Source organism: Streptomyces sp. B93 (genome assembly GCF_018070565.1).
In the GTDB taxonomy this organism is placed as follows: domain Bacteria; phylum Actinomycetota; class Actinomycetes; order Streptomycetales; family Streptomycetaceae; genus Streptomyces.
The window spans coordinates 1-14,106 of the sequence record NZ_JAGPXL010000083.1; the positions used below are offsets into that span (position 1 = coordinate 1).

The window sequence follows — 14,106 nt, forward strand, 5'->3', positions numbered from 1 at the left end:
TGTTGAGTTCTCAAGGAACGGTCGCTTCCTTCGTACTCACCCTCTCGGGCTTTCCTCCGGGCGCTTCCCTTCGGTCTTGCGTTTCCGACTCTATCAGATCCTTTTCTCGACCTGACCCCCAGTCAGCGGGGTTTGCCTTCCGGGCCGTTGGGCCCTTCCGACGAGTGAGACTTTAGCGGATTCCTCGCTCCCGACCTAATCGGGGGCTGCGTCCTTTCGAACGCGGATTCCTCATTCCGTGAATACGCACGCCAATGACGCAACGAGGCAGCGATCAGAGATCGACTGTTCGTCGAGTAGTGGTTGGTACTGCGGAATGGCTGTCCGGGGACCGACCGGAGTCGGCGCTCACGTCGGACAACTCGGAGAACAGTACGGATGCCGGTGGGCCGTGTCAACTTCGCTGCGAGCGGCACCCCTGGGGCGTAGGGTTGGCGGCGTGATGACGCGTACGTGCAGCCAGCAGTGGTGGGCCGCCTGACGGCGGCCGCGCTCACGTACGCACTCAACGGCCGCCGCCTCGGCGGCCGTTCTTTCTCCCTCCTGGAGGGTCGGCCGGCGGGCGCGGCGGGCTCGATCAGGAGGTGGAGAGGTGAAGCGAGTCTTCAGCGGGGTCACGCCGAGTGGGCATCTGACGCTGGGGAACTATCTGGGGGCCATCCGGCGGTGGGTCGAGGTGGACCAGCACCAGGCGGACGCCCTGTTCTGTGTCGTCGATCTGCATGCGCTGACCGTGGAGCACGATCCCGGGCGGGTGCGGCGGCTCAGTCGGCAGGGGGCGACGCTGTTGCTGGCGGCGGGGCTCGATCCGGGGCTGTGCACCCTGTTCGTACAGAGCCATGTGGATGAGCATGCGCGGCTGTCGTATCTGCTGGAGTGCGTGGCCACCGACGGCGAGGTGCGTCGGATGATCCAGTACAAGGAGAAGGCGGCGCGGGAGCGGGCGCGCGGGGGGAGTGTGCGGCTGTCGCTGCTGACGTATCCGGTGCTGATGGCGGCGGACATCCTGGCGTACGGGACCGATGAGGTGCCGGTGGGGGACGACCAAACGCAGCACGTGGAGCTGGCGCGGGATCTCGCGGCGCGGTTCAACCAGCGGTACGGGCAGGCGTTCGTGGTGCCGCGGGCCACGCCGCCCCGGGTGGGGGCACGGGTCATGAACCTTCAGGACCCGACGTCGAAGATGGGGAAGAGCGACGACGTGGGTCCGGGGATCGTCTATCTGCTGGACGAGCCGGACGTGGTGCGGAAGAAGGTCATGCGGGCGGTGACCGACAGTGGGCGGGCTGTCGTCTACGACCGGGCCTCCCGGCCCGGGGTCGCGAACCTGCTGGAGATCCTGGCCGCGTGCACCGGTGAGAACCCCTCGGCCTTGAGCGGTGTATATGAGTCGTACGGCGCCTTGAAGAAGGACACCGCGGAGGCTGTGGTCGAGGTGTTGAGGCCCGTGCAGGAGAGGCACAGGGAGCTGTGCGCGGATCCTGGCTATGTGGAGGGGGTGCTCCGGGATGGAGCGGAGCGGGCTCGGGCGATGGCTCGGCCGACGGTGGATGCCGCCTATCGCGCGATCGGGTTGCTGCCGGGTGGCGGGGGCCGCGATACAGGTGACTTCGGTGTGCTGAGCGCGGCTCGGTAGGGCTCGGCGAGGGCCTGGCGGTGCGTGCGCCGCCCCCGCGCCCGGGAGCAGGTGGTGGGTTGCGGGGGCGGTGGGCCGGTCAGTTGTTGTTGCCGGAGGCGAGTTCGCGGCTGCGGTCGCGGGCTGCTTCGAGTGCGGCGATGAGGGCGGCTCGTACGCCGTGGTTCTCGAGTTCTCGGATGGCGTTGATGGTGGTGCCGGCGGGGGAGGTGACGTTCTCGCGGAGCTTCACGGGGTGTTCGCCGCTGTCGCGGAGCATGGTGGCGGCTCCGATGGCGGACTGGACGATCAGGTCGTGGGCCTTGTCGCGGGGCAGGCCGAGGAGGATGCCCGCGTCCGTCATGGCTTCCACGAGATAGAAGAAGTACGCCGGGCCGGAGCCGGAGAGGGCGGTGCAGGCGTCCTGCTGTGACTCGGGGACGCGGAGGGTCTTGCCGACGGCGCCGAAGATCTCCTCGGCGTGGGCGAGGTCGGCTTCGGTGGCGTGGGTGCCGGCGGAGATGACGGACATGGCCTCGTCGACGAGGGCGGGGGTGTTCGTCATGACGCGGACGACCGGGGTGCCGGAGGCGAGGCGTTCCTCGAAGAAGGAGGTGGGGATGCCCGCCGCGCCGCTGATGACCAGGCGGCCGGCGGGGATGTGCGGGGCGAGTTCGTCGAGGAGGGTGCCCATGTCCTGGGGCTTGACCGTGAGGATCAGGGTGTCGGCGGTCTTGGCGGCCTCCGGGTTGGTGACCGGGGTGACGCCGTGCCGGGCTCGGAGTTCTTCGGCTCGTTCGGGCCGGCGGGCGGTGACCAGGAGGTCGGCGGGGGACCAGCCGGCGCGGATCATTCCGCTGAGCAGGGCTTCGCCGATCTTGCCGGTGCCGAGGACTGCGACTTTCTGGCTCATGGTGCGGGTGCCCTCCGGGGGTTGCGTCGTCCGGGTTCATCCTCGCACCGGGGGTGGGGGGTGTGCGTGCGTTGTCCGCTGGGCGGGACGTGTCCCCCCGGGGCTCCGGGCGGGCGGGCTCCCACGCTGGGGTCAGGTGGTGCGGCGCCGCAGGGTCGCCGCTCCGAGGCCCAGGACGAGCAGGGCGCAGCCCGCGACGATCAGGATGTCGCGGAGGAAGGTGGCCGTCATGTCGCTGTGCCTGAGGACCTCGTTCATGCCGTCGACGGCGTAGGACATGGGGAGGACGTCCGAGATGGCTTCCAGGACCGGGTGCATGTTGTCCCTCGGGGTGAAGAGGCCGCAGAGGAGGAGTTGGGGGAAGATCACGGCCGGCATGAACTGGACCGCCTGGAACTCGGAGGCGGCGAACGCCGAGACGAAGAGGCCGAGTGCCGTGCCGAGGAGGGCATCGAGGAGGGCCACCAGGAGGAGGAGCCAGGGGGAGCCGGTGACGTCGAGGCCGAGGAACCAGAGGGCGAGACCGGTGGCGAGGGCGGACTGGATGATCGCGAGGGTGCCGAAGGCGAGGGCGTAGCCGGCGATCAGGTCGCCCTTGCCGAGGGGCATGGCGAGGAGGCGTTCGAGGGTGCCGGAGGTGCGTTCGCGGAGGGTGGCGATCGAGGTCACCAGGAACATGGTGATCATCGGGAAGATCCCGAGGAGTGAGGCGCCGATGCTGTCGAAGGTGCGCGGGTCGCCGTCGAAGACGTAGCGCAGCAGGAGGAGGAGCAGGCAGGGCACCAGGAGCAGCAGGGCGATCGTGCGGGGGTCGTGGGCGAGCTGGCGCAGGACGCGGAGCGCGGTGGCGGTGGTGCGGGAGGCGTTGAGGGCGGTGGGCCGGGCGGGTGCGTTCGGCTCGTTCATCGCTTGGACTCCTTGGTGCGGGCTGCGGCGATGGCCTCGTCGACGAGGGCCAGGAAGGCCAGTTCGACGGTTTCGGAGCCGGTGCGGTCGCGGAGGGCGTCGGGGGTGTCGTCGGCGAGGATCTGGCCTTCGCGCATGAGGAGGAGGCGGTGGCAGCGCTCGGCCTCGTCCATGACGTGGGAGGAGATGAGGAGGGTGGCGCCGCGGGTGGCGGCGAGGTCGTGGAAGAGGTTCCACAGGTCGCGGCGGAGGACGGGGTCGAGGCCGACGGTGGGTTCGTCGAGGACGAGGAGTTCGGGGGCGCCGAGGAGGGCCACGGCGAGGGAGACGCGGCTGCGCTGGCCGCCGGAGAGGTTGCCCGCGAGGACGTCGGCGTGGCTGGTGAGGTCGACGTCGGTGATGGCCCGGGTGACTTCTTCGTGGCGGTGGTCGGCGGAGGAGCGGCCGGGGTGGAGGATCGCGGCGAAGTAGTCGAGGTTCTGGCGGACGGTCAGGTCGTCGTAGACGGAGGGGGCTTGGGTGACGTAGCCGATGCGGGTGCGGAGGGTGGGGTGGCCCGCGGGGTGGCCCAGGACCTCGAGGGTTCCGGTGACCTTGGCCTGGGTGCCGACGATCGCGCGCATCAGGGTCGATTTGCCGCAGCCGGAGGGGCCGAGCAGGCCGGTGACCTGGCCGCGGGGGACGGCGAAGTCGAGGGTGCGCAGGACGGTGCGGGGGCCGCGTACGACGGTGAGGTGCTCGGCGCGGACGGCGGGGGTGGTGTCCGCGCCAGGAGGACCGCTGGCGTAATTCATCATGCGATGAATAATCCTCCTGGCGGGTCGGAGTCGTCAAGTGAGGAGGTCGGTCACGCCTTGGCCACCAGCAGCTCGACGACGTAGGTCTCCTCCACGATCCCGTCGGGGAACCGCTCCAGCAGGTGGGCGCGCTCCTCGGTGAGGAAGGCGGCGGTGCGGTCCTTGTCGTGGAGGAGGAAGAGGGAGTGGCTGGTGATGTTGGCGAGGTGGGTGTCCACGGGGACCCGGCGGCTCCAGCGGATCCGGCGGTCGGTGAAGCGCAGACGGCCGGTGGGGTCGGCGGGGTGGACGGGGCGGCCGCTCTTGCCGAGGGTGTGGCCGGTTTCGAAGTGGCGGGCGATGCGGTCGGCCTGGTCGGCGATCCAGTGGACGTCCGGGGCGTCGGTGTTCCACCACAGCGCGAGCGCGCCGCCGGGGCGGAGTACGCGCAGGGCCTCCGGGACCGAGCGTTCCGGGTCGGTCCAGTGCCAGGACTGGGCGTAGGTGATCAGGTCGAGGGAGTCGGCGGCGAGGGGCAGGGCGTTGCCGTCGCCGAGGACCAGCGGGACGCCGGGGAGGCCGCGGCGGAACTCGGCGGCCATGCCGGAGCCGGGCTCCACGGCGATGACCTCGGCGCCGCGGGCGTGGAGGAGGGCGGTGGCCAGGCCCGTACCGGCGCCTATGTCCGCGAGGCGAGCGCCGGTGAGGGGGCGGCCGGACAGTTCCTCGACGGCGTCGAGGAGGGCGGGCGGGTAGGAAGGGCGGTTGGCGGCGTACTGGGCCGCGGCGGTGTTGAAGGAGTGGGCTCGGGCGGTGTCGTCGAAGGTTCGGGGTGAGGTGGGTGAGGTCATACGGCCATGGTGAACCGGGACCTGGGCGGGTGAGGATCCCTTTTCCGACCGTGGCGGCGGCTAGGAGCGGCCGCGCTTCTTCTTCTGCTGCTTCCGCGGGTTGCCGCTGCGGCGGGCGGTGCGCTTCTCGTACTGCTCGCGGGCGGTCTCGTACTCCTCGCGGTGGAGCTTCTCGCCGGGGGCCTCGATGAGGGCGCGGAAGAAATAGGCGAGGAGGGAGCCGACGAAACCGATGGCCAGGAGACCGCGGAGGGAGGCCTGGCGTTCGGGGTCGGGGCGCTTGGTGAAACCGTCCCAGGTGTGCCGGAAGGCGAGCGCGCTGCACACCGCGAACATCACGACGACGAGGAGGGTGAGGAAGCTGCTGGTGTCGGCGAGGCGGAGGCCGTCGTAGGCGAAGCGGAGGACGAGACAGGAGGCGACGGCCGCGGCGAGGGAGCCGACGGCGACGCCGATGCGGCGGGCCGGGTAGCCGTTGCCGTGCTCGACCCAGCTCGTACCGAAGAAACGGATGGGCTCGGGCCGGGGGCCCGCTGCCGGGTCGGGGGTGCCGTTGTCGTCGCTCACGCGTCGATTATGACTCCGGCTCCCCGACCCCGGCCCAGCGGTGTGGGTTCAGAACGAGCAGCGAGGACGGAAGTAGCCGTCGTAGCCGGTGTACACATACGCGTCCGAGACGAACTCGCCGACGGCGATGTTGTCCCAGATGTTGGAAGTGCCGTACGGACCTGTCACCGTCGTACCCGGTGTCTGGCAGAAGATCGCGACCTTGGCGCCCTCGGTCAGGACGCGCACGACGGTGTAGTTGGTGCCGGGCCCGCTGCGGACGTTGAGGCGGACGCCGGGAGCGACCGGGTAATAGCGCACCGCCGTGGTCGCCTCCGCGGTGACGGCTTCCGTCGCACCTTCGGCCGCTGCCTTCTGGCTCTCTTCGACACGGTCAACAGACATGAAAAACCTCCCCCGTTGCTCCCATGAGTGTCATGGGACCCCGTTGATTCCCCCGAACCACCTCACGCACGCATGTACGTGGATGGAACAGGGAGGCTAGCAAGCCTCCGCTGTCTCGTACGAGTAATCGACTAAGCTCCGTGCGTCGCGCGCGCGGACGAACAGCACGGGGGTGGTCCCATGGCGCCACAGCGGAACATCGGAGCGGGCGCGGAAGCGGAACTTCCCGAATACGCCGGTCACTATCGGCTGGAATCCTGTCTCGGCTCCGGCGGTATGGGGGTCGTGCATCTGGCGCGCAGTACCTCGGGCATGAAGCTCGCGGTGAAGGTCGTCCATGCCGAGTTCGCCAGGGACCCGGAGTTCAGGGGGCGCTTCCGGCAGGAGATCGCCGCTGCGCGCCGGGTGAGCGGGGCCTTCACCGCGCCGGTCGTCGATGCCGACCCGGACGCCGGGCGGCCCTGGATGGCCACGCAGTTCATACCGGGGCCGACGCTGGCCGAGCAGGTGAAGCGGAACGGCGCGATGGCTCCGGAGCGGTTGCGGCGGCTGATGGCCGGGCTGGCGGAGGCGCTGCGGGACATCCATCGGGTCGGGGTGGTGCACCGGGATCTGAAGCCGAGCAACGTACTGCTCGCCGAGGACGGGCCGAAGGTCATCGACTTCGGGATCTCCCGGCCCAAGGACAGTGAACTGCGGACCGAGACGGGCAAGTTGATCGGGACGCCGCCGTTCATGGCGCCCGAGCAGTTCCGGCGGCCTCGGGAGGTGGGGCCCGCGGCGGACATCTTCGCGTTGGGGTCGGTGATGGTGCACGCGGCGACGGGGCGGGGGCCGTTCGACTCGGACAGTCCCTATGTCGTCGCCTACCAGGTCGTCCATGACGAGCCCGATCTGACCGGCGTACCGGAGAACCTGGCGCCGCTGATATCGCGGTGTCTCGCCAAAGAACCCGAGGACCGTCCGGGCCCGGATGAGCTGATGCGGGAGCTGCGATCGGTCTCCGCCTCGTACGACACTCAGGCGTTCATACCGGCGCAGCGTACGGGTGAGGAGGTTCGGGAGGCGCCTGAGGCGGAGCCCGAGCCGGTCGCTGAACCCGAACGGCGACGAGCGGGCAGGCTCCGGGGCAGGGCGGTGGCCGTCGCCGCCGGAGCGGTCGGCCTCGCTGTGATCGCCGCGCTGGCCTCGGCGCGATTGCTCGGCGGTGATGAGCGGAGACACAAGGACGGCGGTGCCGCTCCGGCCGCCCGTGTGTTCCAGGGCTGGGAAGCCGCTCCGGCCGAAGGCAGCGGGACGCCTCAGTGCTCCTACGGCGCCGAGCAGTTGCTGTGCTCGCAACCGGGTCTGGTGTTCGCGCTCGACCCTGCTGAGGGCCGACTGCTGTGGCGGCACACGGACTCCGGTGACCGGGCGGAGCCACCGGCCCTGGCTGGTGGGCTCGTCCAGACGGGGCTGCCCCAGAACAACCGCATCACAGCGCTCGATCCCGCCACGGGCAAGAACCGTTGGCAGCGGTCCATGCCTCCCTTCACCGGGCTGCAACACACCGGTGGCGGCCTGCTGCTCACCCACACCGACGGCACGGTCACCGGTATCGACGGCGCCTCGGGCGACACCCGTTGGCGGCACCCCATCGCCGGGCACAAGGCGCCGTACTTCGTCTCGTTCACCGAGGATCCGCTGGCGTACGCGGTGAGCAGGTCCGACGACGGTCAGAGCACGCGGGTGACCGCGGTGGATCCGGACACGGGGGGCGTGCGCTGGGACGTCCGGCTGGACGGGGCGCTTCAACCCATCGGCGTACACGGCGGATCGGTCTTCTTCCTCTCCGTCGGAGAGGTGGAGGAAGCGAAGGGCGTCGTCCGTTACACCCCGCGCGGCGGGGCGCGGCAACAGGTGAAGCTGCCCGTGCCGATCGAACTCGCCCGCGGTACCGTCCGCGGAAACGTCGCCTACCTCATGGGTGTCGGCGGATCGCTTGTGGCGGTCGATCTTGAGTTGGGCAGGCTGCTGTGGACTCTGGAGACGGGCGTTTCCCGGGGCTCCTCCCCGGCAGTCGACGACGGGCATGTGTATGTCACCACTCCCGACGGACGGCTGCTGGCCGTGGGCGCCCGTAGCGGCCGCCTCGTCGGACAGACGTCTCCCCGGCTGAGCACAAAGGCGGCGGCCGGGGTCGCGGTCGAACTCCCCGACCCGGTGGTCGTCGGCGACCGCGTCTACGCCGCCGCCCCCGACGGCACCGTCTTCGCCATGGACGCCCGGGACCCGGCCCGTTGGTAGGGGAACCCCGGGACCGGCCCGTTGGTAGGGGACGCCCCGCGTGGGACGTCCCCTTGGGTCAGCCGAGCTTCGTCACGTCCCGGACCGCGCCCTTGTCCGCGCTGGTGGCCATCGCGGCGTAGGCGCGGAGGGCGGCCGAGACCTTGCGGGTGCGGTTCTTGGGTGCGTAGGAGCCGTTCAGGGCCTCGGCGCGGCGGGTGAGTTCGGCGGTGTCGACGAGGAGTTCGATGGTGCGGGCCGGGATGTCGATGCGGATGCGGTCGCCGTCCTCGACGAGGGCGATGGTGCCGCCGGACGCGGCCTCCGGGGAGGCGTGGCCGATGGAGAGGCCGGAGGTGCCGCCGGAGAAGCGGCCGTCGGTGATCAGGGCGCAGGTCTTGCCGAGGCCGCGGCCCTTGAGGAAGGACGTCGGGTAGAGCATCTCCTGCATGCCGGGGCCGCCCTTGGGGCCCTCGTAGCGGATGACGACGACGTCGCCGTGGGTGATCTGCTTGTTGAGGATCTTCTCCACCGCCTCCTCCTGGGACTCGCAGACGACCGCGGGGCCCTCGAAGGTCCAGATCGACTCGTCGACGCCCGCCGTCTTCACCACGCAGCCGTCGACCGCGAGGTTGCCCTTGAGGACCGCGAGGCCGCCGTCCTTGGAGTAGGCGTGCTCGGCGCTGCGGATGCAGCCGCCCTCGGCGTCCTCGTCGAGGGCCTCCCAGCGTTCGGACTGGGAGAACGCCTCGGCGGAGCGGACGCAGCCGGGGGCCGCGTGCCAGAGTTCGACCGCCTCGGGGGACGGGGAGCCGCCGCGGACGTCCCAGGTCTTCAGCCAGTCGGAGAGGGACGGGCTGTGGACGGCGTGCACGTCCTCGTTGAGGAGTCCGGCCCGGTGCAGCTCACCCAGCAGGGCCGGGATGCCGCCCGCGCGGTGCACGTCCTCCATGTAGTACGTGCGGTCCCCCGCGACGTTCGGCGCGACCTTGGCCAGGCACGGCACCCGGCGGCTGACCTCGTCGATCTGCTCCAGGCCGAAGGGCACGCCCGCCTCCTGGGCGGCGGCCAGCAGGTGCAGGATCGTGTTGGTGGAGCCGCCCATCGCGATGTCCAGGGCCATGGCGTTCTCGAAGGCCTGGAAGGTGGCGACGTTGCGGGGCAGGACGCTGTCGTCGTCCTCGTCGTAGTAGCGGTGGGTGATGTCCATGACCGTGCGGGCCGCGTCGACGTAGAGCTGCCTGCGGGCCGTGTGGGTGGCGAGGACCGAGCCGTTGCCGGGGAGGGAGAGGCCGATGGCCTCGGTGAGGCAGTTCATCGAGTTGGCGGTGAACATGCCGGAGCAGCTGCCGCAGGTCGGACAGGCGTTCTCCTCGATACGGAGGATGTCCTCGTCCGAGATCTTGTCGTTCACGGCGTCGGAGATCGCGTCGACCAGGTCGAGCGTGCGGACCGTGCCGTCGACCAGCGTGGCGCGGCCGGACTCCATGGGGCCGCCGGAGACGAAGACCGTGGGGATGTTCAGGCGCAGCGCGGCCATCAGCATGCCCGGGGTGATCTTGTCGCAGTTGGAGATGCAGACCAGGGCGTCGGCGCAGTGGGCCTCGACCATGTACTCGACCGAGTCGGCGATCAGGTCGCGGGAGGGGAGGGAGTAGAGCATGCCGCCGTGGCCCATCGCGATGCCGTCGTCGACCGCGATGGTGTTGAACTCGCGCGGGATGCCGCCCGCCTCCGTGATCGCCTCGCTGACGATCCGGCCGACCGGCTGGAGGTGGGTGTGGCCGGGCACGAACTCGGTGAAGCTGTTGGCGACGGCGATGATCGGCTTCCGGCCGATGTCCGCACCGGGTACACCGGAGGCGCGCATAAGGGCGCGAGCGCCCGCCATGTTGCGGCCGTGGGTGACTGTGCGGGACCTCAGCTCGGGCATCGTCGCTCGCTCCTTCAGAGACTGCCGCCAGAGTTTTCTGACTGACGTCGAGCGTACGCCGGTGTTTCGGGGGACGGACCCGGTGTCCGGTATCCGGGACGGGTGTCTCAGGGGCCCGGCGGGGGCGCGCGGGGCGCCGTCAGGGGTTGGTCAGGTGGCCCTGTACCACCGGCGCCACCCTTGTGATGATCGACTCCACGTCCGCCGACGCCAGCGGCTCCGCCTTGATGACGTACCGGATCATCGCGATGCCGACCAGCTGGGCGGCCGCCAGTTCCACGCGCAGCTCCGCGTCCGGCAGCTCCATCCGGGCGGCGACCCGGCGCATCAGCTGGGAGGTGATCAGACGGCGGAAGACGGTGGCGGCGGCCTCGTTGTTCACCGCCGAGCGGACGATGGCGAGCAGCGGCGCCCGGGTCACCGGGTTCTCCCAGAGGCCGAGGATCATACGGGTCAGGCGTTCGCCCACGTCGTCGAGGGGGCCGTCGAGGACGCTGTCCCGGGCGGTGAAAGCGGGCGCCAGGGCGACCTCCACGGCGGCCTCGAAGACCTGTTCCTTGGTGCCGAAGTAGTGGTGGACCAGGGCGGAGTCGACCCCGGCGGCCTTGGCGATGCCGCGCACGGACGTCTTCTCGTAGCCCCGCTCCGAGAACTCCTCGCGGGCGGCCGTGAGGATCCGGTCGCGGGTGGCGGGGGCGTCGGCGGAGCCGCTGCGCGGGGGGCGGCCGCGACGGCGCGGGGCGGGGGTCGTACCGGTCATGGCCGGGGTGCCTGGAGGGCCGAGGCGAGGTGGAGGCGGGTGAAGGCGAGGGCCTCGGCGAGGTCGGCCTCGCGTTCGGCGCTGGACATCGCGCGGCGGGTGTTGACCTCGATCACGACATGGCCGTCGAAACCGCTCAGGGCGAGGTGCTCCAGCAGCTCGGCGCAGGGCTGGTTGCCGCGGCCGGGGACGAGGTGCTCGTCCTTCGCGGAGCCCTTGCCGTCGGCGAGGTGGACATGGCCGAGCCGGTCGCCCATGCGGTCGACCATCTCCAGGGCGTCGCTGCGGGCGGTGGCGGCGTGGCTGAGGTCGATCGTGAAGTGCCGGTAGTCGTCCTTGGTGACGTCCCAGTCGGGGGCGTAGGCGAGCATCTCGCGGTCGCGGTAGCGCCAGGGGTACATGTTCTCCACCGCGAACCGCACGTCCGTCTCGTCCGCCATCCGCCAGATGCCGGTGACGAAGTCGCGCGCGTACTGGCGCTGCCAGCGGAACGGGGGGTGTACGACGACGGTGCCGGCGCCCAGCTTCTCGGCGGCCGCCCGGGCGCGCTGGAGCTTGACCCACGGGTCGGTGGACCAGACGCGCTGGGTGATGAGCAGGCAGGGGGCGTGGACGGCGAGGATCGGCATGCGGTGGTAGTCGGAGAGGCGGCGCAGGGCCTCCATGTCCTGGCTGACCGGGTCGGTCCAGACCATGACCTCGACACCGTCGTAGCCGAGGCGCGCGGCGATCTCGAAGGCCGTCGCCGTCGACTCCGGGTAGACGGAGGCCGTCGACAGGGCGACCTTCGCATCCGGGACGCGTACGACTGGGTTGGCCACGGGGACAGGGTAACGGGGTGGGTTGGGGGTGGCTTTCCGCCGGGGCGGTGGGGTGGCCCTCCTCACTCCGGCGGCATGTGGTCCAGACGGCGCAGGATGATGCCCTCGCGCAGGGCCCAGGGGCAGATCTCCAGGGTCTCGACGCCGAAGAGGTCCATCGCGCCCTCCGCGACCAGCGCCCCGGCGAGGAGCTGGCCCGCGCGGCCCTCGGAGACGCCCGGCAGTTCGCCGCGCTCGGCGGCGGTCATCCCGGCCAGTCTCGGCACCCAGGACTCCAGGGACTGCCGCTTCAGCTCGCGCTGGACGTACAGGCCCTCGGCGGAGCGGGCGGCGCCGCCGATGCGGGCGAGCTGCTTGAACGTCTTGGACGTGGCCACGACATGGTCGGGGGCGCCGAGGCGGCTGAACTCCCCCACCGTACGGGCGATCTGGGCGCGGACATGGCGGCGCAGGGCGCGCACGGAGTCGGCGGTCGGCGGGTCGCCGGGCAGCCAGGCGGAGGTGAGGCGTCCGGCGCCGAGCGGGAGGGAGACGGCCGCGTCGGGTTCCTCGTCCATGCCGTAGGCGATCTCCAGGGAGCCGCCGCCGATGTCCAGGACCAGCAGTTTCCCGGCCGACCAGCCGAACCAGCGGCGGGCGGCGAGGAAGGTGAGCCGGGCCTCCTCGGCGCCGGTGAGGACCTGGAGTTCCACACCGGTCTCGTCCCGCACGCGCGCGAGGACCTCGTCGGCGTTGCTCGCCTCGCGTATGGCGGAGGTGGCGAACGGCAGCAGTTCCTCGACGCCCTTGTCCTCGGCGGCCTGGAGCGCCTCGTGGAAGACACCGATGAGCCGGTCGACGCCGTCCGGGCGGACGGCTCCGCCGTCGTCGAGGAGTTCCGCGAGCCGAAGCTCCTCCTTGTGCGAGTGCGCGGGCAGCGGGCGCGCGCCCGGGTGCGCGTCCACCACGAGCAGATGCACCGTGTTGCTTCCCACGTCCAGGACACCGAGTCTCATGTACGGAACGCTACTGCCAGGTCGAACGCCTGCGGCCCCCGGAGCGGTCCCGGAAGTGGAGCGCGGCCACTTACCCTGGACGCGTGCCAAAGACGAAAAAGGCGAAGGACAGAAAGACGACGAAGGCGGAGAAGGACTCCAAGCGGGACGAAATGCCCGCGCGGGGCGAGGCCGCCACGGGTTCTTCGCGGAAGGCGAAGGCGGCGCGGGCGGAAGGGCTGCCCGGACGGCCGGACGGACCTCCGGAGCCGGACGAGAAGGGGCTCGACTTCGCACGCGCGTGGGTGGAGTTCCCGGATCCGGCGGACGAGGAGCAGGTCTTCCGCTGCGATCTGACATGGCTGACCTCTCGCTGGAACTGCATCTTCGGCAGCGGCTGCCAGGGCATCCAGGCGGGCCGCGCGGACGACGGGTGCTGCACACTGGGCGCGCACTTCTCCGACGAGGACGACGAGAAGCGGGTCGCCGGGCACGTGGCGAGGCTCACGCCGGACATCTGGCAGCACCACGCCGAGGGCACCAGGAACGGCTGGGTGTCCGAGGACGAGGACGGCGACCGGCAGACCCGGCCCTTCGAGGGGTCCTGCATCTTCCAGAACCGGCCCGGCTTCGCGGGCGGCGCGGGCTGCTCGCTGCACATCCTGGCGCTGCGGGAGGGCCGCGAGCCGCTGGAGACCAAGCCGGACGTCTGCTGGCAGCTGCCGATCCGGCGCACCTACGACTGGATCGACCGGCCCGACGACACGCGGGTCCTCCAGGTGTCGATCGGTGAGTACGACCGCCGCGGCTGGGGTCCGGGCGGTCATGACCTGCACTGGTGGTGCACCTCGGCGACCTCGGCGCACGGCGCGGGCGAGCCGGTGTACGTCTCCTACCGGGCGGAGCTGACCGAGCTGATGGGGAAGGCGGGCTACGACCGGCTGGTCGAGCTGTGCGAGGAGCGGCTGGCGTCGCGGCTGCCGCTGCTGGCGCCGCATCCGGCGGATCCGGTCGGCTGAGCTGTGGCCTCGCGGGGGGGCGAAGCCGGTCGGCCGAGCGGTGGCCTCGCCGGGGGGCGAAGCCGGTCGGCTGAACGGTGGCCTCGCCGGGGGGCGAAGCCGGTCGGCTGAACGGCGACGGCGCGGGCCGGGTCGAGCGGGGCTCACGGGGTGGACGTGCTCGGGTCACCGCTGTCGCCGGTCGGTGGGCCCGGGTCCTGGGAGGTGGACGGCGGCTCGGACGGCGGGGGTTCCGGGTCGGGCGTGGGCCCGGGGTCCTGGGAAGTGGGCGGCGGGTCGCTGGGCGTGGGGTCGCTGGGCGTGGGGTCCGACGGGGCCGGGG

Annotated in this window: 13 protein-coding genes; 3 read left to right on the forward strand and 10 right to left on the reverse strand. The window is 71.1% G+C overall.

Annotated features, from left to right (window positions below):
* The first annotated feature begins 592 nt into the window (after window positions 1–592).
* Complete coding sequence (gene trpS, locus KBY47_RS35270; RefSeq protein ID WP_210928588.1) at window positions 593–1,636, forward strand: tryptophan--tRNA ligase; 1,044 nt, start codon at window positions 593–595, stop codon at window positions 1,634–1,636.
* Between the two features lie 79 nt (window positions 1,637–1,715).
* Here the strand turns inward: trpS and proC are convergent, their stop codons facing one another.
* From proC to KBY47_RS35300, 6 genes are all read right to left on the reverse strand, one after another.
* Window positions 1,716–2,528 carry a pyrroline-5-carboxylate reductase gene (gene proC / locus KBY47_RS35275; RefSeq protein ID WP_210928591.1) on the reverse strand — a complete coding sequence of 271 codons (813 nt, stop codon included), beginning with the start codon at window positions 2,526–2,528 and terminating at the stop codon, window positions 1,716–1,718.
* A 132-nt stretch (window positions 2,529–2,660) separates the two neighbouring features.
* On the reverse strand, window positions 2,661–3,434 hold the full coding sequence (locus KBY47_RS35280) for an ABC transporter permease (RefSeq protein ID WP_210928593.1): 774 nt from the start codon (window positions 3,432–3,434) through the stop codon (window positions 2,661–2,663).
* On the reverse strand, window positions 3,431–4,231 hold the full coding sequence (locus KBY47_RS35285; RefSeq protein ID WP_210928596.1) for an ABC transporter ATP-binding protein: 801 nt from the start codon (window positions 4,229–4,231) through the stop codon (window positions 3,431–3,433). Before KBY47_RS35285 ends, KBY47_RS35280 begins: the two co-directional genes overlap by 4 nt.
* Before the next feature lie 50 nt (window positions 4,232–4,281).
* On the reverse strand, window positions 4,282–5,061 hold the full coding sequence (locus KBY47_RS35290; RefSeq protein WP_210928599.1) for a class I SAM-dependent methyltransferase: 780 nt from the start codon (window positions 5,059–5,061) through the stop codon (window positions 4,282–4,284).
* Between the two features lie 60 nt (window positions 5,062–5,121).
* Entirely contained in the window at window positions 5,122–5,628 is a 507-nt protein-coding gene (locus tag KBY47_RS35295) for an EamA/RhaT family transporter (RefSeq protein ID WP_210928602.1), read from the reverse strand.
* 48 nt (window positions 5,629–5,676) lie between these two features.
* On the reverse strand, window positions 5,677–6,012 hold the full coding sequence (locus KBY47_RS35300; RefSeq protein ID WP_210928604.1) for an SH3 domain-containing protein: 336 nt from the start codon (window positions 6,010–6,012) through the stop codon (window positions 5,677–5,679).
* A gap of 180 nt (window positions 6,013–6,192) precedes the next feature.
* Between KBY47_RS35300 and KBY47_RS35305 the strand changes: the two genes are divergently transcribed.
* The gene (locus KBY47_RS35305; RefSeq protein ID WP_210928606.1) at window positions 6,193–8,298 is read left to right on the forward strand and encodes a PQQ-binding-like beta-propeller repeat protein; all 2,106 of its coding nucleotides are present in this window, start codon (window positions 6,193–6,195) and stop codon (window positions 8,296–8,298) included.
* Between the two features lie 58 nt (window positions 8,299–8,356).
* Here the strand turns inward: KBY47_RS35305 and ilvD are convergent, their stop codons facing one another.
* From ilvD to KBY47_RS35325, 4 genes are all read right to left on the reverse strand, one after another.
* The gene (ilvD, locus tag KBY47_RS35310; protein ID WP_210928608.1) at window positions 8,357–10,210 is read right to left on the reverse strand and encodes a dihydroxy-acid dehydratase; all 1,854 of its coding nucleotides are present in this window, start codon (window positions 10,208–10,210) and stop codon (window positions 8,357–8,359) included.
* A 139-nt stretch (window positions 10,211–10,349) separates the two neighbouring features.
* Entirely contained in the window at window positions 10,350–10,970 is a 621-nt protein-coding gene (locus KBY47_RS35315; protein WP_210928610.1) for a TetR family transcriptional regulator, read from the reverse strand.
* Window positions 10,967–11,791, reverse strand: a complete 825-nt coding sequence (locus KBY47_RS35320) for a sugar phosphate isomerase/epimerase (RefSeq protein WP_210928612.1) — start codon at window positions 11,789–11,791, stop codon at window positions 10,967–10,969. Before KBY47_RS35320 ends, KBY47_RS35315 begins: the two co-directional genes overlap by 4 nt.
* Before the next feature lie 62 nt (window positions 11,792–11,853).
* A complete protein-coding gene (locus KBY47_RS35325; protein ID WP_210928614.1) occupies window positions 11,854–12,786 on the reverse strand; it encodes a Ppx/GppA phosphatase family protein in 933 nt (310 codons plus the stop codon).
* 83 nt (window positions 12,787–12,869) lie between these two features.
* Here KBY47_RS35325 and KBY47_RS35330 point away from each other — a divergent pair, with 83 nt between their 5' ends.
* On the forward strand, window positions 12,870–13,784 hold the full coding sequence (locus KBY47_RS35330) for a hypothetical protein (protein ID WP_210928616.1): 915 nt from the start codon (window positions 12,870–12,872) through the stop codon (window positions 13,782–13,784).
* Window positions 13,785–14,106: the final 322 nt, after the last annotated feature.